This window comes from Solidesulfovibrio sp. C21, assembly GCF_047785625.1.
Lineage (GTDB): Bacteria > Desulfobacterota > Desulfovibrionia > Desulfovibrionales > Desulfovibrionaceae > Solidesulfovibrio.
Genome location: NZ_JBLODY010000042.1, coordinates 1 through 21,683 on the forward strand (window position 1 = coordinate 1; position 21,683 = coordinate 21,683).

General features: G+C 62.4%; 17 protein-coding genes. 10 read left to right on the forward strand and 7 right to left on the reverse strand.

Features of this window, described 5'->3' with window-relative positions:
* Nucleotides 1–103 precede the first annotated feature (103 nt).
* From ACMZ6R_RS13030 to ACMZ6R_RS13055, 6 genes are all read right to left on the reverse strand, one after another.
* Nucleotides 104–868, reverse strand: coding sequence for a hypothetical protein (locus tag ACMZ6R_RS13030; RefSeq protein WP_416112108.1), 765 nt, complete (start codon nt 866–868; stop codon nt 104–106).
* On the reverse strand, nt 869–3,097 hold the full coding sequence (locus ACMZ6R_RS13035) for a L,D-transpeptidase family protein (protein WP_416112110.1): 2,229 nt from the start codon (nt 3,095–3,097) through the stop codon (nt 869–871).
* 11 nt (nt 3,098–3,108) lie between these two features.
* The gene (gene pyrE, locus ACMZ6R_RS13040; protein ID WP_416112112.1) at nt 3,109–3,705 is read right to left on the reverse strand and encodes an orotate phosphoribosyltransferase; all 597 of its coding nucleotides are present in this window, start codon (nt 3,703–3,705) and stop codon (nt 3,109–3,111) included.
* 141 nt (nt 3,706–3,846) lie between these two features.
* On the reverse strand, nt 3,847–5,148 hold the full coding sequence (gene purB, locus ACMZ6R_RS13045; protein ID WP_416112114.1) for an adenylosuccinate lyase: 1,302 nt from the start codon (nt 5,146–5,148) through the stop codon (nt 3,847–3,849).
* A complete protein-coding gene (locus ACMZ6R_RS13050) occupies nt 5,145–5,486 on the reverse strand; it encodes an FmdB family zinc ribbon protein (protein ID WP_416112116.1) in 342 nt (113 codons plus the stop codon). Before ACMZ6R_RS13050 ends, purB begins: the two co-directional genes overlap by 4 nt.
* Before the next feature lie 416 nt (nt 5,487–5,902).
* Nucleotides 5,903–7,069 carry a homocysteine biosynthesis protein gene (locus ACMZ6R_RS13055; RefSeq protein WP_416112118.1) on the reverse strand — a complete coding sequence of 389 codons (1,167 nt, stop codon included), beginning with the start codon at nt 7,067–7,069 and terminating at the stop codon, nt 5,903–5,905.
* Nucleotides 7,070–7,267: 198 nt separating this feature from the next.
* Between ACMZ6R_RS13055 and ACMZ6R_RS13060 the strand changes: the two genes are divergently transcribed.
* The 6 genes from ACMZ6R_RS13060 (at nt 7,268) to ACMZ6R_RS13085 (ending at nt 16,777) form a co-directional block, all read left to right on the forward strand.
* Entirely contained in the window at nt 7,268–8,605 is a 1,338-nt protein-coding gene (locus tag ACMZ6R_RS13060) for a DnaA ATPase domain-containing protein (RefSeq protein WP_416112120.1), read from the forward strand.
* 187 nt (nt 8,606–8,792) lie between these two features.
* A complete protein-coding gene (gene dnaN, locus ACMZ6R_RS13065; protein WP_416112122.1) occupies nt 8,793–9,983 on the forward strand; it encodes a DNA polymerase III subunit beta in 1,191 nt (396 codons plus the stop codon).
* On the forward strand, nt 9,980–12,412 hold the full coding sequence (gene gyrB / locus ACMZ6R_RS13070) for a DNA topoisomerase (ATP-hydrolyzing) subunit B (RefSeq protein WP_416112124.1): 2,433 nt from the start codon (nt 9,980–9,982) through the stop codon (nt 12,410–12,412). Before dnaN ends, gyrB begins: the two co-directional genes overlap by 4 nt.
* Before the next feature lie 239 nt (nt 12,413–12,651).
* The gene (gyrA, locus tag ACMZ6R_RS13075; RefSeq protein ID WP_416112126.1) at nt 12,652–15,096 is read left to right on the forward strand and encodes a DNA gyrase subunit A; all 2,445 of its coding nucleotides are present in this window, start codon (nt 12,652–12,654) and stop codon (nt 15,094–15,096) included.
* A complete protein-coding gene (locus tag ACMZ6R_RS13080; protein WP_416112128.1) occupies nt 15,072–15,875 on the forward strand; it encodes a hypothetical protein in 804 nt (267 codons plus the stop codon). Before gyrA ends, ACMZ6R_RS13080 begins: the two co-directional genes overlap by 25 nt.
* A 20-nt stretch (nt 15,876–15,895) precedes the next feature.
* Nucleotides 15,896–16,777, forward strand: a complete 882-nt coding sequence (locus ACMZ6R_RS13085) for a pilus assembly protein PilZ (protein WP_416112130.1) — start codon at nt 15,896–15,898, stop codon at nt 16,775–16,777.
* Here the strand turns inward: ACMZ6R_RS13085 and ACMZ6R_RS13090 are convergent.
* The gene (locus ACMZ6R_RS13090) at nt 16,767–17,534 is read right to left on the reverse strand and encodes a Mut7-C RNAse domain-containing protein (protein WP_416112132.1); all 768 of its coding nucleotides are present in this window, start codon (nt 17,532–17,534) and stop codon (nt 16,767–16,769) included. The two genes, ACMZ6R_RS13085 and ACMZ6R_RS13090, sit on opposite strands and share 11 nt — an antisense overlap.
* Nucleotides 17,535–17,628: 94 nt before the next feature.
* On the opposite strand from ACMZ6R_RS13090, the gene coaBC reads away from it, so the two are divergent.
* From coaBC to ACMZ6R_RS13110, 4 genes are read left to right on the forward strand one after another with little or no spacing between them, the layout of a single operon-like run.
* Complete coding sequence (gene coaBC, locus ACMZ6R_RS13095) at nt 17,629–18,849, forward strand: bifunctional phosphopantothenoylcysteine decarboxylase/phosphopantothenate--cysteine ligase CoaBC (protein WP_416112134.1); 1,221 nt, start codon at nt 17,629–17,631, stop codon at nt 18,847–18,849.
* Nucleotides 18,825–19,469, forward strand: a complete 645-nt coding sequence (locus ACMZ6R_RS13100) for a hypothetical protein (RefSeq protein ID WP_416112136.1) — start codon at nt 18,825–18,827, stop codon at nt 19,467–19,469. Before coaBC ends, ACMZ6R_RS13100 begins: the two co-directional genes overlap by 25 nt.
* Complete coding sequence (locus tag ACMZ6R_RS13105) at nt 19,438–20,790, forward strand: NfeD family protein (protein ID WP_416112138.1); 1,353 nt, start codon at nt 19,438–19,440, stop codon at nt 20,788–20,790. The genes ACMZ6R_RS13100 and ACMZ6R_RS13105 overlap by 32 nt, the downstream gene beginning before the upstream one ends.
* Nucleotides 20,791–20,810: 20 nt before the next feature.
* Nucleotides 20,811–21,671, forward strand: coding sequence for a slipin family protein (locus tag ACMZ6R_RS13110; protein ID WP_416112140.1), 861 nt, complete (start codon nt 20,811–20,813; stop codon nt 21,669–21,671).
* The last annotated feature ends 12 nt before the right edge of the window (nt 21,672–21,683 follow it).

The following is a 21,683-nucleotide window of genomic DNA, read 5'->3' on the forward strand; positions in this document are numbered from 1 at the left end:
CCATATGAACAGGTAAAAAGTTTAGGAAGGGGAGAGTGCGAGAGGGGAAACCCTTTGCAAAAGGGTTTCCCCTCTCGCACTTTCTTCATGCTCTTAAACTTCTTCACTCCTTCATTGGATACGTCTGGGCGAAGATGATCTTGCCGGCCGGGTCCAGCACGGTGAGTTTGAGGGCGTAGACGTCCCGGGGGGAAACTTTTTGCGGCAGGGGCAGGCTGGCCGACATCTGCTTGAAGTGCTGGATCTGGAAGGACAGTTCGTCCTTGTCGGCCGTAAGCGGCAGCAGGCTGGCGTCGTTGCCGACGAGCGCCGCCTCGACGCGGCCGGAAAGGTTGGTCTGTTGGGGGGTGACGTTGCTGAGATCGAAATCGAGCAGCAGTTTTTTCCCCTCGACCTTCACGCGCAGATTGTCGATCCCGATCTGCCCCGCATCCACCCGGGTCAGCAGTTTGGCCAGATCCGGGCGCTCCGACTTGGCGGGTTCGCGCTCCTTGCCGCCGTTTTTGGAAACTTCCCCTCCGGCCCCGGACCGGGGCTTCCACCAGCCGGGATCGTCGGGATTGTAGGAGCCGATCAGGGTCTCAAGTTCGGTGATATCCCGGGTACGCAAAATTTTTTCGATATTTTCCAGACGGATGAGCTTTTCGCCGGCTGCGTCCAGTTCCTTGCTGGTGGCGGCCTGATGCCGGGCCAAAAGCAGGTTGTCCTGGCGCAGATGGTAGGCCACGGCAACAGCCGCCGCAAAAAGAAGCAATAAACCGAGGGGAACGAGCCACAGGCAGCGCAACAGCCACACCGAGGTCCGGTAACGGCGCACGCCGGCCCCATCGCGCAGAAGCAGGATATCTATCTTGCCGCCGGCCGCCATCTACATCCGGCTCCACTGTTCATCGACAATGGAATAACCGTTGCCCGACGGCTCGAGCGTCAGGGTCTTGCGGCCATGATCCGACCCGCCGTCCTTGCTGGCGTAATCCTGGACGCAGGTGACCACGAATCCGTCCTTGCGGGGACGTATCCGAACATCCGACAAGACGATCTTGCTCGGGGCCTTGTCCTTCCACAGATCGGCCTTGTCCTCGCGGATAGCCCGCCGGCTGCGGCGATCGCCCTGGACGGCGTTATCGGCGTAAAAATCGCTGTAGGCGTCGAGCCTGCCGCTTTCCCAGGCCTTGCGCCAGGACTCAACCATGGAGGCCACGGCGGCTTCCCGATCCTTTTCCGTGACTTTGGCCGGAGCCTTGGCCGGAGTCGCCGCCTGGGGCGCGGCCGAAGCGGCCGGAGCCGTCGTCGCGGCAACCGTCACCGGAGCGGCGGTCGGCACTTCCGGACGATTCTTGGACCAGCGTTCGGCACTGATGAGCAGCCGATCACCCGACGGCACCAGGGTCAGGCTTTTGAAGCCCTTGCTCTCCCGGCGGCCCTTGGCCTGATAGACCTGGGCGCACACCACGTCGAAACCATCCGCCGCCTTGCCGGCGGCAACGACCCGCATGTCCACGCGCTCGGGCCTGGCTCCCCGCCACACGCCTTCCTTCTGGCGGCGGATGGCGTCCTTGCCGCGAAGGTTCCCCAGACGCGCGCCATCGGCGTAAAAACCCAGATACCCGTCCATGTCGGCATTCTCCCAGGCCTTGCTCCAGCCTGCGACCATGGCGGCGATGCGGGCGGTCTGTCCGGCGTCAAGGGGCGCGGGACCGGCCGCTTTGGCGGCGGGAGCGGGAGCCCAGGGCCCGGCGGACGCGTCCGGCGCGGCTTCCTGGCGGTCCTTGGCCGCAACCGGAGCCTGGGCCGGCGTGGCCACGGCCACGGTGACAGGCGCGGGCGGCGCCTGCGCGGCCGCCACGGCCGGCGCGGGAACGGGCGTCGGCTTGGCAGGGGTCGCCGGGGCCTGGGCAATAGCCGCAGGCGCGGGCGGCACCTGGCGCATGGCGTCCGTGGCCACGGGCGCGCCCGTCGGCTGGTTGACCTGGCCGCTGTTGGCCACTTCCAGGATGGCCTCATCCTCGGGCGTGTGCTGGGGGGGCAGCGACAGCGTGCTGAAGGCCTTGCGGGCCGTCTTTTCCATGATCGCCTGATGAGCGTCCACGAGCTGGCGGACCTGCACCTCTTCCTCGCTCGGGCTGTCGGGCTTGCGGGTATCGGTGTCCGCCTCGTCGGGGGAAGCCGGTTTGCCGCTCGTCTTGGCCGAAGCCAGGGTGACGGGCATCTCCTCGTATTCCATGCCGACGATGCGGAAGCGGCCGTCGGCCCCGCGCTGCCAGTACAGGCGCTTTATGCCCTGGGAGGTCAGGGTCGGCGAGCGGTAGAGCTGGACGAAATAGGTGACCCAGTAATCGGGGCCGGCAATGGCCCGCACGTCGGAGAGATCCACCTTGATCCAGGGCAGAACCCGAAACAGGCGTTCCTTGTGGCTGCGAAAAGCGGAAAAAGGCGCGCCCTCGGTGATGGAGAACTTTTCCGGGTCGTGGAAATCGAAAAAGGCCGGCGATTTATTCTGCCAGGCCTTGGCCCAGGCGTAGGTGTCGGCCACCACTTCCTTGGCCTCTTCGCGCAGCTTGGCCGCGTCCCGGCCGCCGAAGCGCACCTGATCGGCGATGACCACGGGCATGCCCTCGGCCAGCTCCGGGTCCACCTGGTGGATGTTGGCCATGCTTAAGGCCACGCAGCCCTGGGTCTCGTAGGGGGTGATGGGATGGCCCCGGCCGTGGATCCAGATGCCGTGACCGGATTTACGGCGCAACACGTCGGCCGGATTGGGGAAATTGAGCGGAAAGGCCAGATCGCCGTAAAGCTCGTAGTTGAGGCCCGAAGACTTGCGCCGGGTAATAAAATAGACCCCTTCCGGGGTCTTGAGATCGCCTTCCTTGAACTTGTCGCCCAGGGCCTGCCCCGTGGCGCAGGGAATCTCCGCCAGGACCCGAAGCGGGCTGTGGCGGGAGAGCAGGGCGAAGGATTGGGCTTTTTTATCGACAGCCACGAAACGCGGCGGCGTGGAATCCATGTCCACAATGTCCGCCGTCCATTCGCCCCTCGCCCGGCCGCCGCAAACCAGCAGCAGACAGGCGACGATTATGATCTGGCCAATGCGCTTCATGGCCTCTCGCGTCATGTGCCCTGTTGGGAGCCAGCCGCCGCCAGCAGAGCATGACGGGTGAAGATGGAAAGAAGCGGAAACCCGCGTTGGGCCAGGCGTTCGGTCCCGCCTTCCTCCCGGTCGAGCACCGTGACCACGGCGCCGACCGAAAGCCCCGCGTCCTGGACCCGGTCGATGACCGTCATGAGCGTGCCGCCGGTGGTCACCACATCCTCGAGCAAGGCGACCTTATCCCCGGGGCGGAAGTTGGAAAGGCCTTCCAGAAACTGGTTGGTGCCGTGTCCCTTGGCGGCCTTGCGCACAATGAACGCCGGCATGGGCCGGCCGCGCAGATGGGAGACGAGGCTGACCGCCGTGACCAGCGGATCGGCCCCCAGCGTCATGCCGCCGACGCCGACAATGCCCTGGGGCAGCAGATCGAAAAGGAGATTCCCGATAAGCCAGGCCCCTTCGGGATACAGCGCCGTCTGCTTGCAGTCGAAGTAGTAATCGCTTTTGCGGCCCGATGTCAGGGTCACTTCGCCGGCCCGGTAGGATTTTTCCAGAAGCAACGCGGCCAGACGACCACGCATGGCCCCGGCATCCAATTCCCCGCACGCAAACGACATGAGATTCCCCGTCTTGCCCGATTATCCGTTTCGTACCAGATAACGGGCCGGTTTGGAAAGCGTTTCGCCAAGCCGTATGACGGCCGCCGGCGCTTTCACGTCCTGTCGCGATCCGGCGCGTCCCGGCAAACCCGGAACCGATCAGGCAATACTGCCGAACACGCGGGAATAAATCAAATTTTCGTGTTTGAGATAATAGTTCGGATCAAAGAGCGCATCGAGGTTTCCGGTCGTCAATCTGGCCGTTATGGCCGGATCGGCGCGCACCGCGTCCGGAAACGACTTCCGGCCTTCCCAGCAGGCCATGGCCACCTTCTGCACGGCCTCATAGGCCTTCTGCCGGTCCAGGCCCGTCTCGATCAGGGCCAGAAGCACGCGCTGGGAGTAGAAAAGCCCGTAGGAAGCCATCATGTTGCGGGCCATGTTGTCCGGATTGACCTTGAGATTCTTCAAAATTTTGGTCAGCCGGGCCACGGTGTAGTCGGCCAGGATGGTGGAGTCGGGCATGATGACCCGCTCGACCGAGGAATGGGAGATGTCGCGCTCGTGCCAGAGGGCCATGTTCTCCATGGCGGCCAGGGCGTTGCTGCGCACGAGCCTCGAGAGGCCGCAGATGTTCTCGGCCGAGATGGGATTTTTCTTGTGGGGCATGGCCGACGAGCCTTTCTGGCCCTTGGCGAAGCCTTCCTCGGCCTCGAGCACCTCGGTGCGCTGGAGGTGGCGCAGTTCGGTGGCCATGCGCTCCACCCCGCCGGCCAAAAGGGCCAGGGCGGTGAAAAAGGCGGCATGGCGGTCGCGCTGCACGATCTGGGTGGAAACCGGGTCCACGGCCAGATCGAGCCGTTTCAGGGCGATTTCCTCGACCTTGGGGTCGAGGTGGGCGTAGCCGCCCACGGCCCCGGAAATCTTGCCCACCTTCACCCCGGCCGTGGCCGTGGCCACGCGTTCGCGGTGGCGGGTGAATTCGGCGTAAAAGGAAGCCATCTTCATGCCGAAGCTTAGAGGTTCGGCATGGACGCCGTGGGTGCGCCCGATCATGAGCTGGCCCTTGTAGCGCATGGCCAGATCGCGAATGACGGTCAGCAGCCCGTCGATGGTGGCGAGCACCATGTCCCCGGCCCGGCCGAGCAGCAGACCGTTGGCCGTGTCCACGATGTCCGACGAGGTGCAGCCCAGGTGGATGAACCGGGCGGCCGGCCCCACCCGCTCTTCCACGGCGGTCAGGAAGGCGATGACGTCGTGGCGGGTTATCTGCTCGATTTCCAGGATACGGTTGACGTCGAAATCGGCTTTCTGGCGAATGCTATCCATGTCCGCCGCCGGGATGCGGCCAAGCTCTGTCCAGGCCTCGCACACGGCCAGCTCCACCTCGAGCCAGGCCCGGAAGCGGTTTTCCAGGGTCCACAGCGCGCCCATGGCCTCTCTGGTGTAACGCTCGATCATGCGTTCTCCTTGGCGTCGCCGCCGGATTCGGGGGATTGGCCGTCGCCCTCCTCTTCTTCCTCGGACAAAGGAACGGACGGATCGCGGGCAAGCTGGGGGATAGGCACGGTGGCGCCCTTGATGGTGCCCTTGCCGTCCTTTTGGAAGGAGCCGGGGCGGCGTTTCACGTAATCGGTGGCGTAAAAGCCGGTTCCCTTGAGCGCGAAGGCGGACAGGGAGACAATGCGCGGGGCGGATTTGCCGCACTGCGGACAGACGGCGTCACTGTCGTCGCCGGCCCGGCGCAGTTCCTCGAACACCCGGCCGCAGGCCGGACATTCGTATTCATACAAGGGCATGGGAGCCCCTCCGGTGCTTTTTGAAAAGGCAATGCGAGAGGGGAAACCCTTTGAAAAGGGTTCTCCCCTCTCGCGCTCTCCCCTTCCTAAACTTTCAACTGTGGCTGATGTTATCGCACGAACATCATAACCTAGCAAAAGTTTTGGGAAAGGGGGTCCGGGGGGAAACCTTTTTTCAAAAAGGTTTCCCCCCGGCATCTTTTCCTAAAAAATAGGCGCTAGGCCTTTTTTTCGGCGATGGCCTGGCGAACGCGCTCTTTGAGGCGTTCCTTACGGCGCTTGCGGCGACGGTCCAGTTCCTTGTGGCGCTCGATCTTTTTATGCTTGGACATGGCGTACCCTCCTGTCTGATGAAAGAACTCGATGCCGTAGCAAAGGATGCGCGACTTGTCCAGCCGCAATCCCCTACATCCGCCCTATTCCGAGGGAATACGCTCCACCGGCTCGGTCAGCAGGAACTTGCCCTGTTCGATCCAGGATTTGAGCGTTTGCGCCACTTCCAAGGACATGGACAGGCTCGTGACCGGCACGGCCTGGGTCGGCTTGCCGTTTACGACCACCTGGCCCGAGCGGCATTCGGCGTAGGTGACGTAGCCGAGCACCCGGCCGATGCCGTTGGGATAGTCGTGGCCGTAGTCCTTGATCGGCATTTCGATATCGGCGTCGGAAACGCCAGTGAAAAAGGCCATGTCCTCATTTAAAATAGGAATGGGAATGCCCACGCCAACGGCCATGGACACGCCGTAGCCGAGCACGGACACCGCCCGCACGTACCGCGGGTTCATGCCCTTGAGGTCGCCCTTGAGCATGAGCGTGCCCGAGGCGGAAAGCGGAATGCCGCGTTCGTTGCGCTTGGGCCTGGGGTCGTGCTGGGTGCCGGCTCCGATGACGTAGCCCACCCCGCCGCCGAGAAAGATGCGCGTGCCAAGGCCGATGGTCTTCAAATACGGGTCGTTGAAAAGCGGCGACAGCTCGCCGGCGGTGGCGAAATTGGCGTTTTGGGCGTTTGGCCTAAGCGGCCCCATGTAGGTATAGACGATGCGGCTGGTGAGGTTCACCGCCACATTGTAGTTCTGGTAGCAGTTGCGGGGATTTAAAAGCGCCGCATACTTGAGGTCGGCGAGCGTCACGTCCTTTTCCAGGCTGCGGCGGGGATAGCAGTCCGTGCCGTAGGCCTCGCACCAGAGCCTGACCGCCTTGCCGCGCAGGAGATCCTCGATGACGTGGGCGCCGCCGTACTTGAACCGGCCCGGATGGATCTTATTGAGGGGATCGTCCTTGGGCAGCTCGGTTGCGCCGAGGTAGGCGTCCACGGCGGCCAGGCCGGCATGGGCCGGGATATTGTTGAGCCGGACCTTCTGGGCTTTTATGGTCGGCGCTTCCTGGCCGAAATTGAAAAGCATGCCCGACGAGCACATGGGCGAAAAGGTGCCCGTGGCCACGACATCCACTTCCCTGGCCGCCTTGACCTTGCCCAGGCGCTTTACCGCATCGACCATTTCCGCGGCCGTCAAGACCACGGCCTTGCCCTTTTCGATGCGTTTGTTGATCTCCGCGACGGTTTTTTTCACCTCATGGGTCATGGCGACTCTCCCTTTGTCCCGCCTTGCGGCCGGCAGGGGCTCTATTTGGCCCATTTCGGCCTTATTGGCAACACGGTGAGGTCCCCCCTTGGCTTCAAAGCAAAACTAGGCTATAAAGGCATTTCCTGGCGGCCTGGGGGAGAGGCCTGGATATCGTACCCAACACACCAATATGCCTGTAAAATTTAAAGCGGACCGATGAAGCCCGTGCCTGTGCTCGATTCCGGTGGCGGCGTGCTCAAGGACGACCTCCGACAGCATTTGTCGCGCACCTGCCCCGACCAGGAACTGCGCCGCTGGTACGATCCGCTCGACCTTTCGGTCAGCGCGTCGGAGCATTGCTGCCTCGTCCGCTTTCCCCACGCCTATTTCGCCGCCTGGTTCGAAACCTCCGTCAGGGACCTTTTCGAAAAGGAAGTGGGCCGGTTTCTCGGCAACGGCTACGCCGTGCGCTACCAGACGCGCTGCGCCGGGGGCGACAAGCGCCAGCCCCTGGCCACCCTGCGGGCGGTGACGGATTTTCCCTACGGCCACCGCTTCACCTTCGAGACCTTTCTGGCCAACGAAAAAAACCACTTTCCCCTGGCCCTGGCCCGGGAAGTAGCCGGCGGACGCGAGGTGCGCTACAACCCGTTCCTGCTGTGCGGCCCGTCCGGCGCCGGCAAGACCCATCTGCTGCGGGCCATGGCCAATGCCGTGAGCCGCTCGCGCCCCGACGCCACGGTTTTTTTCGGCTCCATCGACGACATCGGCAACCGCTATGCCGACGCCACGGCCAATCTGCACGAGATCCGCGCCGCCATCGCGGCCCATGATTTCCTTTTTATCGACGAGCTGGCCGACGTCAAACGCGACCCCATCCTGGAACAGGAACTGGTGCTGCTTTTCAACGCCTTTCACGACGCGGGCAAGCAGATGGTCTTTTCCTGCCGGGAACGCGTGGCCTCCGGCGACTTCGGCCCCACCCTCAAATCCAGGCTGGAATGGGGGCTCATGGTCCATTTGAAGCTCCCGGACCTCGACGTGCGCGTGCGCTGCGTGGAGCACGCCAACCGCGACAAGCGCCTGGGGCTTTCCCGCGAACAAACGCTCACCCTGGCCAGCCGGTTCGAGGGCTTCCGCCAGCTCGAAGGGGTGCTGCTGCGCATCGAGGCCTTCCGCCGCCACACCGGCCAGGAACTGACCGACGCGGAACTGACGCGCCATATCCGCCTGTCCGAGGACCGCAAGGCCCCGGAACTGACCCCGGAGCGCATCCTGGCTGTCTGCGCCGACCACTTCGAACTGAGCGTGGCCGACATCACCGGCCATTCCCGGCGTAAGGAGCTGGTGTTCGCCCGCCAGGCCTCCATGACCCTTTGCCGCTCCCTGCTCGGCATGTCCTACCCGGCCCTGGGCAAGGTTTTCGGCGGCAAAGACCATAGCACGGTGCTCTATTCTATCCGAAAATTTCAGCAATTACAGGATGCTGACAGAGATACGAAACTGATGTTCCGCCAGTTGACGAAAAAGTGCCGCCAAGGAGGCCCGGCATGACGCAAAGTGCGCGGCGCGGCTCCCTCCGTCGCCGGAAGGACGCTTTGCGTTTCCTTTTCTTTCGATATAATCACAAGACGTTATGACATAATGGAACAAACGAAAAGCCTTCTACTGATCCAACTAAATTCTTTCCCTTTGTTTGATAAAAGACGGCGTGCGTTTCGCGCCGGCCAAGGAGACGCGCATGCAACTTAAGGTTTTCCGCAACGACATCATCGACGGCCTGCAAAAATCCTCGGGCATCATCCCGGCCAAGACCGGGGCGGCGTTTTTGCGCACCATCTGGCTCGAGGCCACAGGCGACGTCCTTCGCATTCTGTCCACGGACTCGAGCCTCGAATTCACCGGCCAGTATGCGGCCAAGGTGACCGAGGAAGGGCTTTGCGGCGTGCAGGGCAAAAGCTTCTTCGAGCTGGTCAGGAAACTTCCTCCGGGGGAAATCGGGCTCACCCTCGACGCCGAGTCGGGCAACCTGCTCATCAAGCAGGGCTCGCGCCGGTACAAGCTGCCCGTGTCCGACCGCAACTGGTTTCAGAATTTCTCGCCCTTTCCCGAGGAAGGCGCGGTCACCTGGTCCGGCGACTTCCTCCAGGAACTCATCGACCGGGTGGTCTATTGCATTTCCGACGAGGACACCATGGAGGCCATGGCCTGCATGGTCTTAAAACCCGCCGACGAGGCCAAGGTCGAGGTCTGCGGCCTAAACGGCCACCAGTTCTCCCTGGTCGGCTTTTTAAACGACGATATCCACGCCATGTTGCCGGCCGACGGCATCCTCATCCAGAAGAAATACGTGGCCGAACTCAAGCGCTGGCTCTCCGCCGACGAGATCGAACTGGCCATCAGCCAAAAGCGGCTTTTCTTCCGCACCCAGGAAAAAGACGCGGAAAACGAGGCCATAGCGCCCAAGATCGAGACGTTCAGCCTGCCCTTAAGCTACTATCAGTACCCAGATTACAACACCTTCGTGTCCAAACTGGCCACCGACGGCGTCTCGACGCTCACCATCAATCGCGACGAGCTGATGGACGCCCTGGAGCGCGTGGCCATCTTCAACACCGACAACAACCGGTGCGCCTACTTCCTGTTCGACGGCCCGACGGAGCTGTCGCTGCGCAGCCAGGGCCAGGAGGCCGGCGAGGCCACCGAAACCCTGGAATGCGCCTTTACCGGCAGCCTGGACAAGGTGGCCTTTCCCACCAAGGACCTGCTCGACATCCTCGGGCATTTCCATTCGCCCAAAGTCAGTCTGGCCATGACCGGCGCCGAAGGGCCCTGCGGCATCACCGGCGAGGAAGACGGCGACTGCCTGGTCATCATCATGCCCATGAAAATTGTGGAAGAGACGTACTATAGCGAGGAAGACATCGCATGAGTCAGGACAACACGCCCCAGGCGACCCACGGCCCCCAGGCCTACGACGCCAGTTCCATCACCGTCTTGGAGGGGCTTTCGGCCGTACGCAAACGCCCGGCCATGTATATCGGCTCGACCGACGGCCGGGGCCTGCATCACCTCGTCTGGGAGGTCGTGGACAACTCCATCGACGAAGCCATGGCCGGGTTTTGCGACCGCATCGTCGTGACCATCCACCTGGACAACTCGGTAACGGTCTCGGACAACGGCCGCGGCATCCCCGTGGACATGCACCCCAAGGAACACCGCCCGGCCGTGGAAGTGGTCATGACCGTGCTGCACGCCGGCGGCAAGTTCGACAACGAAACGTACAAGGTCTCGGGCGGCCTGCACGGCGTCGGCGTTTCGGTCGTCAACGCCCTGTCGGAATACCTCGAGGTCACGGTGCGCCGCGACGGCCAGAAGTACCAGCAGCGCTACGAGCGCGGCATACCGGTTACGTCGCTGACCGTGATCGGCGAGGCCGATTCCACCGGCACCACCATCCGCTTCAAGCCCGACGACGAGATCTTCGAGACCAACCAGTTCTCCCACGAAACCCTGGTCAAGCGTTTCGAGGAGCTGGCCTACCTCAATCGCGGTCTGGAGATCGACTTCCGCGACGAGCGCAGCAACGAACGCGTCACCTACCGCTTCGACGGTGGGCTCAGGCGCTTCGTGGCCGACCTCAACGCCGGCGAGCAGACCATCCACGACATCATCGACGGCACAGGCGAGATCGACGGCGTCGTCACCGACTTCGCCCTGCAATACAACGCCAATTACAAGGAAGAGGTGCTGACCTTCGCCAACAACATTCGCACCCGCGAAGGCGGCACCCACCTGGCCGGGTTCAAAATGGCGCTCACCCGGGCCATCAACACCTATATCGAAAAGTCGGACCTGCCCAAGAAATTCAAGCAGAAGCTGACCGGCGACGACGTGCGCGAAGGGCTCACCGCCGTCATTTCGGTGAAATTGCCCGGACCCCAGTTCGAAGGCCAGACCAAGACCAAGCTCGGCAACTCCGAAGTGGTCGGCATCGTGTCCAAGGTCGTCTTCGAGTCCATGAACGTCCATTTCGAGGAAAACCCGAAAGACGCCAAGGCCATCGTGGAAAAGGCCGTGGACGCGGCCAGGGCCCGTGAGGCGGCGCGCAAGGCCAAGGAGCTGGTGCGGCGCAAGGGCGCGCTCTCCGACCATTCCCTTCCCGGTAAGTTGGCCGACTGCCAGAGCAAGAACCCCGAGGAATCGGAACTCTTCATCGTCGAGGGCGACTCGGCCGGCGGCTCGGCCAAGCAGGGGCGCGATCCGCGCTTCCAGGCCATCCTGCCGCTGCGCGGCAAGATCCTGAATGTTGAGCGCACCCGCACCGACAAGATGCTCGGCAACAAGGAAATCCGGAACCTCATCACCGCCATGGGCCCGACGCCGACCATGGGCGAGGAGGACGAAGAGAAGGAAACCGAGAACTACGCGCGGCTTCGCTACCACAAGATCGTCATCATGACCGATGCCGACGTGGACGGCGCGCACATCCGCACCCTGCTCCTCACCTTCTTCTTCCGGCGCTACGAGAGGCTCATCGACAACGGCTACATCTACATCGCCCAGCCGCCGCTCTACCGCGTCTTCAAGGGCGATTTCGAGAAGTTCATCAAGGACGACGAGGAGCTTTCCACTTTCCTCATGGGCCGCATCGGCCAGGACGTGTCCGTCGCTTCCGGCGAAAAGGTCTTTGTCGGTGAAGCCCTCTCCCCGCTTCTCGAGAGCATCCGTTCCCTCGAGGCCCGCATTCACGAGGCCGCGACGTATGGCCTGCCCGAGGATGTCCTGACCATCCTGCTCGGCTATGATCGCCTGACGCCGTCCGATTTCGCCGCCGAGGAAGCCTTGCCACCCGGGCTCGTGCCGTATCTGGCCGAAAAGGGCTTCGAATTCGAGATCGAAACCGAGGAAATCGACGACGAGAAACGGCTGTACGCCGTCTTCATCGCCGCCAACCAGGCCAGGCATCGCATCGCCGTGGAGTTTTTCAGCTCCAAGATCTACCGCTTTGCCCACCAGACCTATGGCGAACTCCTGGCTGAGTGCCCGGAGATGCCGCTGACCATCACCCGCAAGGAGGAATCCCGGGAGGTTGCCGGTTTTTTCGAACTCTACAAGACGCTCATGGACGACGCCCTAAAAGGCATCAACATCCAGCGCTACAAGGGTCTTGGCGAAATGAACCCGGAACAGCTCTGGGAAACCACCATGAACCCGGAGAAACGCAGCTTTCTGCAAGTCTCCATCCAGGACGCCGGCGAAGCCAACGACATCTTCGACCAGCTTATGGGTGAAAAAGTCGAAGGCCGCCGTACCTTCATCGAACGTAACGCCTTAACGGTGCGGGAGTTGGATATTTAGGGAGGGGCGGGAATATCCGGGGGGAAACCTTTCTGGAGAAAGGTTTCCCCTCGGACCCCCCTTCCAAAGACTTTTAACGGGGTAATGCGGTCTGCGGAAATTCGCAGGATAGAAAATAAATAGAACCCATTAAAGGGTCCAGGGGAATTATTCCCCTGGCGGGGTCCAGGGGCAGCGCCCCTGGTGGGGTGGTGTAGGAGGGGCAAAGCCCCTCCTGCCCGCGCCGGAGGCGATATACCGTGAGTAATGTGATCAACATCGAGGAAGAGCTCAAGAAGTCCTATTTGGAGTACTCCTTGAGCGTTATCATCGGCCGGGCCATTCCGGACGTACGCGACGGACTCAAACCCGTGCACCGGCGCATTTTGTACGCCATGCACGAGTTGTCCAACACGTTCAACCGGCCGTACAAGAAGTCCGCGCGCGTCGTCGGTGACGTTATCGGTAAATACCATCCGCACGGCGATCAGTCGGTCTATGACGCCTTGGTGCGCATGGCCCAGAATTTTTCCATGCGCGATCCCATCGTGGACGGCCAGGGCAACTTCGGCTCCATCGACGGCGACGCCGCGGCGGCCATGCGATACACCGAAGTGCGCATGTCGCGTCTGGCCGGCGAATTTCTGGCCGACATCGAAAAGGAGACGGTCGGGTTTCGTCCAAACTACGACAATTCCTTAAACGAACCCGAGGTGTTGCCCACCAAGGTGCCGAACCTGCTTTTAAACGGCTCCTCGGGCATCGCCGTGGGCATGGCCACCAACATCCCGCCCCACAACCTGGGCGAGTTGTGCGACGGCTTGCTCCATCAGCTCGACAACCCCTCCTGCGATATCCTGGATCTGATCGGGCTGATCAAGGGACCGGATTTTCCCACGGGCGCGTCCATCTACGGCGGCAAGGGCCTTTTCGATGCCTACACCACCGGGCGCGGGACCATCAAAATCCGCGGTAAGGCCGAGATCGAGGAGCGCAAGAAAGACCACCAGGCCGTGGTCATCCGCGAGATTCCTTACGCGCTCAACAAATCGTCGCTGGTGGAAAAGATCGCGGCGCTCATCAACGACGGCCGCATCGAAGGCGTGTCCGACCTGCGCGACGAGTCCGACCGCAAGGGCATCCGCATCGTCCTTGACCTCAAAAAGGGCGTCATTCCGGACATCGTCATAAACGCCCTGTACAAGTACACGCCCCTTGAGACCTCTTTCGGCATCAACATGATGGTGGTGGCCGACAACCGGCCGGCCACGCTCAACATCCAGCAGATGCTCGAACACTTTCTGGCCCACCGCCGGGAAGTGGTGCTGCGGCGCACGGCCTTCGACCTGCGCAAATCCGAGGAACGCGCCCACATCCTCGAAGGCCTGCGCATCGCGCTGGACAACATCGACGAGGTCGTTTCCATCATCCGGGCTTCCAAAAACGCCATCGAGGCCCGCGAGCGCCTGATGGAGCGGTTCGGACTGTCCGAGCGACAGGCCCAGGCCATCCTGGACATGCGTTTGCAGCGCCTGACCAACCTCGAGCGCCAAAAGCTCATCGACGAGTACAACGAGCTTATAAAGCTCATCGAATACCTGCGCAGCATCCTGGAAAACGAGGAAGTCCTGCGCGGCGTCATCCGCGACGAGATCAAAGAGATCAAGGAAAAGTACGCCACCCCGCGCAAGACCGAGATTCTTGAGGACCTGGAAGGCATCAACATCCTCGACCTCATTCCGGACGAGGACGTGGTCATCACCCTGTCCCGGCGCGGCTACATCAAGCGCACCAAGGTCGACAGCTACCAGCAGCAAAAGCGCGGCGGCAAGGGCGTGGCCGGGGTGTCCACCTCGGGCGACGATTTCGTCCAGTCCTTCTGCGCCACCACCAACCACCAGCAACTGCTGTTGTTTACCAACCTCGGCCGCATGTTCATGCTGCCCGTGCACCAGATTCCCGAAGGACAGCGCACGGCCAAGGGGGCGCATATCGCCAACCTGCTCCCCATGGACAAGGAGGAGTTCGTGGCCACGGCGCTGGCCATCCGCGAATTCTCCTTCGAGCGCTATTTCCTCTTTGTGACCAGAAAGGGCATGGTCAAGCGCTCCTGCACCGACCTGTACAAGAACTGCCGCAGCACGGGCATTATCGCCGTCACCCTCAAGGATGGCGACGAACTGCTCACGGTCAAGGAGATCGACGACAACGCCGAGGTGTTGCTGGCCACCAACCAGGGCCTGTCCAACCGTTTTCGCATCTCCGGCATCCGCGCCACGGGCCGGGCGGCGGCCGGCGTCAAGGGCATTGCCTTAAAGGGCCAGGACCGGGTTGCCGCCGGGGTCATCATGACCGGCAACGCCAGAAGCGAGGTGCTGACCATCTCGGCCCACGGCTATGGCAAGCGCACTTCCATCGAGCATTATCCCCTGCGCAACCGGGGCGGCTCCGGCGTCATCAACATGCGCGTGACGCCGAAAACCGGCCAGGTTATCGGCGCGATCATGGTGAGCGCCGAGGACGAGCTGCTGCTTCTCACTTCGGCCAACAAGATCATTCGGCTGTCCGTGTCCGACATCAGCACCGTTGGACGCGCCACCCAGGGCGTGATGCTCGTACGCATGGAGGGCGACGTGGCGGTCACGGGATTCGATCTGGTCGACCCGAGCGATCCCACGCAGTGTCAAACCACCGAGCTTTCCTAAAACCCTTCCTGACAGGCGGCCTGATCCTTTTTTTCGTCTTCCAGGCCGCCTGTCACAGGCCTGTCCGGTCGCCCGAGGCGGAGCTTCTCGATACGGCCAGACAGGCCTTTCTCGACGGGCGCTACGGCGATGCCGAGCACGATTACCAGACCTACCTTGAACATTTTCCCAAGGGGGCGGCCCGGCTCGAAGCCTGGCTGCGACTGGCCGATATCAGCCAGGATATCCGCGTCTCTCCGCGCAAAGCCGCGCTTCTTCTGGAAACCGCTTTTCTCGAAAACGCCGGGAATGTCGCCACCCAGGCCCGATTGGCGCTGCGGGCCGCCGGGTTGCATCTGGAGCTTAGGGATTACGCCAAGGCGACGAAACTGTTTCAAGGCGTTATCGACCTGCCCGGCCTTGATGCGGCCGCACAGGCCAAGGCCTGTCTGGAACTGGCCCATACCCGCGTTTTGGCCCGGGATACGGTCGGAGCCCTTGCCGCCTACGATCTTTGCCGCGACCGGATCGCCGATGCCGGGAGCAGGTCCCTGTGCGATCTGTCCCGGGCCCGGCTCTTGATGCAGCTTGACCGGACCAGTGAAGCGGAACCGATTTTGCATACTCTTTTTTCCGATCAGCGCATCCCGGCTTCCGTACGCGGTGAGGCCGGCTTTGCCCTGGGGCAATTATCCGAATCCGCGCATGACAAGGATGCGGCCAGAACCTATTACGAGCAGGTGCGCACGCTCTATCCAAACCCGTTGGCGGTTGCGCAAAAACTCAAGTATTTAAAATAAATCAAGCTGGATACCAAGCCATGGTGCTGGACATGCTTCGCAAGAAAAAAATCTCCCGGGAGGAGGAGCAGGAACATCGGCGCAATGCCGGCATCCTGGACGAGGCCATGGCCCAGCGCTCGAAGGTCCACGTCAAATTCGATTCCCAGACCACCACTATCACAGGCGTCACGGCCAACATCATGGCCCTAAACGATGTCGGGCTTGTTCTGGAACTCAGCGGCCTGACCACGGTCAAGGAACGATTCATCGGCCAGACGATCACCTGTTTTTTTAAGATTGTTGAACGCGAGCACCGACACCGGGAAATTTTTTATAGCTTCGATACGACCATCCTGCGTATCCGCAACCTACAGGAACGGCTTCCCCAGATCGCCATCTCCTTTCCCGGTTCCCTGCAAGGGGCCCAGCGCCGCAAAAGCCTGCGTATGAAGCCCCCCCTGGAGCAATTCAGCCATATTGCCCTTTGGCGTTACGATGCCGCCGGCGGCTTCGATTTGGCCAAGCCCACCGTCTCCCACGGCCATTTCAAGGCGTCCCTGGCGCAGTTGGAAAACATCTCGGCCGGTGGCCTGCGGCTGCTGTTGCGACGGGATTTGCTCAAGGAAAAGGATCTCGCCCCCAACAAGGGGGACCGTTTCATCCTGTTTTTTACCTTTGTGGAGAACGCACCCAAGCTGCGCGGCGAGTATTGGCTGGTCGGCAAAATCAACAATGTGCAGCCCGATCCCCTTTCCCACGACATGACCCTGGGCCTGGAATTTGTGGCCAACGGCGTGCGGCAGGAGGAAACCGGCAAGGTCGAGTGGAAAAAGATAACGGACAACGTCATCGACGACATGGCCCAACGCATTTACGAGTGGCATCTGGCCCTGTACCGCGACAAGGGGCTTAACGGCTAAGCTTCCCCTCCCCTTTGAGTATCTCCCGAAGAAAGCCCCGCATGTGCTCGTAATGCGAGCCCGCCCAATAGATGCGCCCACACTGCGGGCACGTCGAGAATGTTTCGTAATACCGTTTCGTCTTCGGCAACAGTTGGTTCAGGACGTCCTTTTTTTCCACCGGACTTAGCACCCGGTTGCAGCGCAGGCAGCGCGAAAACGCCGCATAGGGCGGCGTCAGGTCATAGGCGCGCAGGATATCCCGCAGTTGTTGTTGCGGATCGTTGGCCCGGATCAGCCGGCCGTGGACGATCTTGGCGCGCTTGAGGCAACTCCAGTCGCGCGAGAGGGCGATGCGCCCTTCTGCCGCGGCGATGCGGGCCAGCTCCCCGTCTTCCATGTCCCGATCGTAGGCCACGTCGTACCCGAGCAGCCGCAGGAGCGTGGCCAGCCGCCCGACGTTGGCGTCCGCCACGAAACGCTTTGGGCCGGGGGGAAGCGGCGTTGGCCGCAGCAGGGTCGGCCTGAAGACGTCGATGGGGAGTTCGGCCGGGCGTATTTCGATGCGCTCGCCCGGGGCAAGCCTGTGTTCGAACCCGACCGGCCGGCCGTCGGCGCTGATGCCGTGGATTTCGGTATGGGGCGGTCCCAGGGCCTCGATGACGTCCTTGATCGAAGTCTGCCGCGTCACGGGATAGAGAACTTCGCCGTGTGCGGCGGGCTTTCGCAACAGCTCCGGCAATGCGCCCTGAAAGAGCAATGTGGCCGCCTTGTCCATGGACCACCTCCCGGTCGTTCTTTACGCTTCTCCCGCCTTTGCCGTATACCCCATCATCCCGGTGATTATTACCGCGTTGCCGCAGGGAATTCTTATGACAACAACACATTGTGATTTCAAAGGATATTCCGGACGACGAGTACACCTTGGCGTGACCGGTTCCGTAGCCGCCTTCAAGGCCCTGTCCCTTTTGCGACAGCTTGTCGCCTCGGGCGCTTCCGTGGGCGTGACCCTGACCGCGGCCGCCCAACGCTTCGTCACCCCGCTTTCCTTCGAGGCCCTTGGGGCCGATCCCGTCTACACCGACATGTTTTCCCCGGAAGCGGCCAATTTCGCCCATCTCGCCCCGTCACAGACCGCCGACGTGCTGGCCATCGTTCCGGCCACGGCCGACATCCTGGCCCGCTTGTCCTGCGGTCTGGCCGGCGATTTGCTCGCCTGTCAGGCCCTGGCTTTCGAGGGGACCATGGTCGTGGCTCCGGCCATGAACCCCCGGCTCTGGAAGGCCGCCGCCACCCAGGCCAATTGGCAAACCCTCCTTGCGCGGGGCGTCGTCGGCGTGACGCCCGAATGCGGCGAGATGGCCTGCGGCGAATCCGGCCGGGGGCGGCTTGCCGGCGAGGAGGCCATTTTCACGGCCATCTTAAAGGCGCTCACCCCGCAGGACATGGCCGGCAGGAAGGTGCTGGTCAGCCTCGGGCCGACCCGCGAGTATTTCGACGCGGCCCGGTTCTGGTCCAACCCCTCCACCGGCCGCATGGGCGCCTGTCTGGCCATGGCCGCCTGGCTGCGCGGGGCTTCGGTGACCGTTATTTCCGGACCCGTCTCCTGGTGGTTTCCGGAGGATGTCACGGTTGTTCCGGTTGTGACCGCCAGCCAGATGCACGACGCCTGCCTGGCCGTCTGGCCGGACTGCGATATGGCCGTCATGACCGCTGCCGTGGCCGATTTTGCGCCCGTCCCCCATCCTGGCGGCGGCAAGTTCAAAAAGGCCGCGGCCGGCAAGGAACTGACCCTGGTTTTTTCCCCCACACATGATATCCTGGCGGCAATGGGCCAAAAAAAGCGCCCCGGCCAGAGGCTTGTCGGCTTTTGCGCCGAAACGGAGCATTTACTGGAAAACGCCAAGGGAAAGCTTACGCGCAAGAATTGCGACCTGATCGTGGCCAATCCTATCGGCCGCAGCGATGCCGGGTTTGCCGCCCTGGACAATGAGGCCGTTGTGTTGGCCGCTGATGGCCGCACCGAACACTGGGCAAGCGCGCCGAAAACGGAAATGGCCTGGAAGATATGGGACTCAACGAATCGCTTTTAAACGTGCCGGAACGGCTTCGTGTCTGGCAGCAGGCGGGCATCCGGTATTTTTATATCGATCCCCTGGCCGGGGTGGGCGCGAAGATCGCGTCCGAGCGGGAGCCCGCCCTCCAGGCCGAACCCGCGCCGAATGTTGCGCCCGAGCCTGTTAAATCGCTTAAGCCCGTGCAAGCGCCTGTCCAGGTCGGCGAGGACCCGGCTGCCTGGCCCACACCCTGGCCCGCGATCTTCGCCAAAGCGCCCAGGCATCCCCGCATTGTCCTGACCTACGAGGCCTTGTCCCTGGACATGACCGGTCATGCCGATCCCAGACGCGGCAGGCTTTGGCGGCGGCTCATCCAGGATATCGGGCTTTCCGGAGCCAATGCCGTGGCTTTTTGGCCCTCCTGTTTGCCGGGAAGTTCCGATCAGGCGCGCGACACGGCTATTTTCCTGGCCGGAGTGCGTCTCCTCAAACCGGCCATCCTGGCGGTCTTCGGCGCCCCTGCCCCGGAAATAGCGGCTGCCTGGCATGGTCAACCGCCTGATCTCAAACTTGTCATGCTCGCCGATCCCGACATCCTCCTCAGCGGCGATAAGGAGGCCTGGCATGAAGTCATTAGCGCCCTTGGCTGCGGTTAAGCGCCTTTGTCCGTATTGCCTGCTGGCCGCCCTGCTGCTCTTCGTTCCGGTCCTTTCCCGGGCGCAAACAGCGCCGATTACCGTTGTCACGGCGACTCTGGACGCCGCCATTTCGCCGGCCCAGGTCGACATGCTCGACGACGCCATTGCCGTGGCCAAAAAACGCGGAGCCGCCCTGCTGGTGCTGCGCCTCAATACACCGGGCGGCGGCATCGAGCCCATGCGCCGCATGGTGACGTCCATTCTCGGCAGCCCGGTTCCCATTGCCATCTGGATTGCCCCTTCCGGGGCCAGGGCCGCCTCGGGCGGCGTCTTTCTCATGGCGGCCGCAGCCATAACCGCCATGGCTCAGGATACGACCATCGGTTCCGCATCGCCCGTGGGGCCGGGCGGCGGCGACCTGGACAAAACACTCCACAAGAAGATTCAAAACGATCTGGAAAGCCTGGTGCGGGGCATGGCTCTTTCCCATGGCCGCAACGCCAAATGGTATCAGCGTTTTGTCGCCAATGCCGAGAACCTGACCGCGGCCGAGGCGGTGCGCGAGCGGGTCGTGGACTTTATTGCCGTTGATCAACAGGATCTCCTGACCCAGATCGGCAAGCGCGGCCTGGAATCCGGTGGGAAGCTCCTGCGGTTTTCCCCGGACGCGGTGGTCGTCACGCCCTATGAGCCCGGTTGGCGTTATGGCTTTCTGACCTGGCTGCTCGATCCGCAAGTGGCCTATATTCTGCTCCTGATCGGCGTTGCCGGCATATTCTTCGAGCTGACCACGCCCGGGGCCATCCTGCCCGGCGTGGTCGGCGGCCTGTGCCTCCTGCCGGCGCTCTACGCCCTGTCCATCCTGCCGACCAACATCACGGGACTGCTGCTGCTTCTTTTCGGCGGCGGACTTTTTCTGCTGGAACTGTACGTGACCAGTTACGGTCTTTTGAGCGTCAGCGGCGTGGCCGCCCTTTTTATCGGGTCCATGCTGCTTTTCCGGCACAACGGCCAGGCCGGCCTTCCCTTGTCCGTCATTGCCCCGACCGTGGCCGGCGTCTCCCTGATCCTGCTTTTGGCCGGCTGGATCGTGGCCAAGGCCCAACGGCAAAAGCCCCGCTCCGGTCTGGAGGCCCTTGTCGGGGAAAACGCCACGGTGCGCCATTTCGAAGGAGATACAGGCAAGGTATTCGTTAACGGCGAAATTTGGAATGCCCGGCTGGATGCCGGTTGCGCCGGCTGCCGGCTTGCGCCCGGCCAATCCGTCCGCATTGTCGCCGCGCAGGACATGACGCTTGTCGTCACCGCTGTTGTCGATGCCCCGGCAACCGCCCGCTAACAACCGGCAAAGGAGGAGCCATGTACACGTTGATCCCCATCCTGGCCATTGTCATTTTTATTCTCGCCACCTCGCTTCGCGTGCTCAACGAATACGAGCGGGGCGTCATTTTCCGGCTCGGCCGCATCATCGGGGCCAAGGGTCCCGGGCTCATCCTGCTTTTTCCGATCATCGACCGCATGACGAAACTTTCCATGCGCACCTTTGCCATGGACGTGCCCAACCAGGACGTCATCACCCGCGACAACGTCAGCATCAAGGTCAATGCCGTGGTCTACTTCCGGGTCGTAGACCCCATCAAGGCCATCCTGGAAGTCGAGGACTATATGTACGCGACCTCGCAGATTTCCCAGACCACCCTGCGCAGCGTCTGCGGCGGCGTGGAGCTTGACGAGATCCTGGCCCACCGGGACAAGGTCAACGAGCGGGTCCAGGGCATTCTCGACCAGCATGCCGGCCCCTGGGGCATCAAGGTCGCCAATGTGGAGCTCAAATACATCGACCTGCCCCAGGAGATGCAGCGGGCCATGGCCAAGCAGGCCGAGGCCGAACGCGAACGCCGGGCCAAGGTCATAAACGCCGAGGGCGAATACCAGGCCGCCACGCGTCTGGCCCAGGCGGCCACCATCATCGCCGTGCGCCCCGAGGCCCTGCAACTGCGCTATTTGCAAACCATGCGGGAAATGGCCGCCGAAAGCCATGCCGCCACTATTTTACCCATTCCTCTTGATTTTATCCGTTCTTTTTTTCATGTTCCGACCCACGCCGCGGCACCCCAGCCGGACCAGACACCGGACCCCGCGGCACAGTATCCTAAACCCGATTCCACGGTTGAGGCGCCATCCGATCCGCTACAAAACCAGCAGCTTGGCGACGCATGATCGCATTGCCAT

Coding starts and splice junctions, on each gene's coding strand:
- ACMZ6R_RS13030 (WP_416112108.1), bottom strand. CDS start 868: ATGGCGGCCGGCGGCAAGATAGATATCCTGCTTCTGCGCGATGGGGCC.
- ACMZ6R_RS13035 (WP_416112110.1), bottom strand. CDS start 3,097: ATGAAGCGCATTGGCCAGATCATAATCGTCGCCTGTCTGCTGCTGGTT.
- pyrE (WP_416112112.1), bottom strand. CDS start 3,705: ATGTCGTTTGCGTGCGGGGAATTGGATGCCGGGGCCATGCGTGGTCGT.
- purB (WP_416112114.1), bottom strand. CDS start 5,148: ATGATCGAGCGTTACACCAGAGAGGCCATGGGCGCGCTGTGGACCCTG.
- ACMZ6R_RS13050 (WP_416112116.1), bottom strand. CDS start 5,486: ATGCCCTTGTATGAATACGAATGTCCGGCCTGCGGCCGGGTGTTCGAG.
- ACMZ6R_RS13055 (WP_416112118.1), bottom strand. CDS start 7,069: ATGACCCATGAGGTGAAAAAAACCGTCGCGGAGATCAACAAACGCATC.
- ACMZ6R_RS13060 (WP_416112120.1), top strand. CDS start 7,268: ATGAAGCCCGTGCCTGTGCTCGATTCCGGTGGCGGCGTGCTCAAGGAC.
- dnaN (WP_416112122.1), top strand. CDS start 8,793: ATGCAACTTAAGGTTTTCCGCAACGACATCATCGACGGCCTGCAAAAA.
- gyrB (WP_416112124.1), top strand. CDS start 9,980: ATGAGTCAGGACAACACGCCCCAGGCGACCCACGGCCCCCAGGCCTAC.
- ACMZ6R_RS13085 (WP_416112130.1), top strand. CDS start 15,896: ATGGTGCTGGACATGCTTCGCAAGAAAAAAATCTCCCGGGAGGAGGAG.
- ACMZ6R_RS13090 (WP_416112132.1), bottom strand. CDS start 17,534: ATGGACAAGGCGGCCACATTGCTCTTTCAGGGCGCATTGCCGGAGCTG.
- coaBC (WP_416112134.1), top strand. CDS start 17,629: ATGACAACAACACATTGTGATTTCAAAGGATATTCCGGACGACGAGTA.
- ACMZ6R_RS13100 (WP_416112136.1), top strand. CDS start 18,825: ATGGGACTCAACGAATCGCTTTTAAACGTGCCGGAACGGCTTCGTGTC.
- ACMZ6R_RS13105 (WP_416112138.1), top strand. CDS start 19,438: ATGAAGTCATTAGCGCCCTTGGCTGCGGTTAAGCGCCTTTGTCCGTAT.
- ACMZ6R_RS13110 (WP_416112140.1), top strand. CDS start 20,811: ATGTACACGTTGATCCCCATCCTGGCCATTGTCATTTTTATTCTCGCC.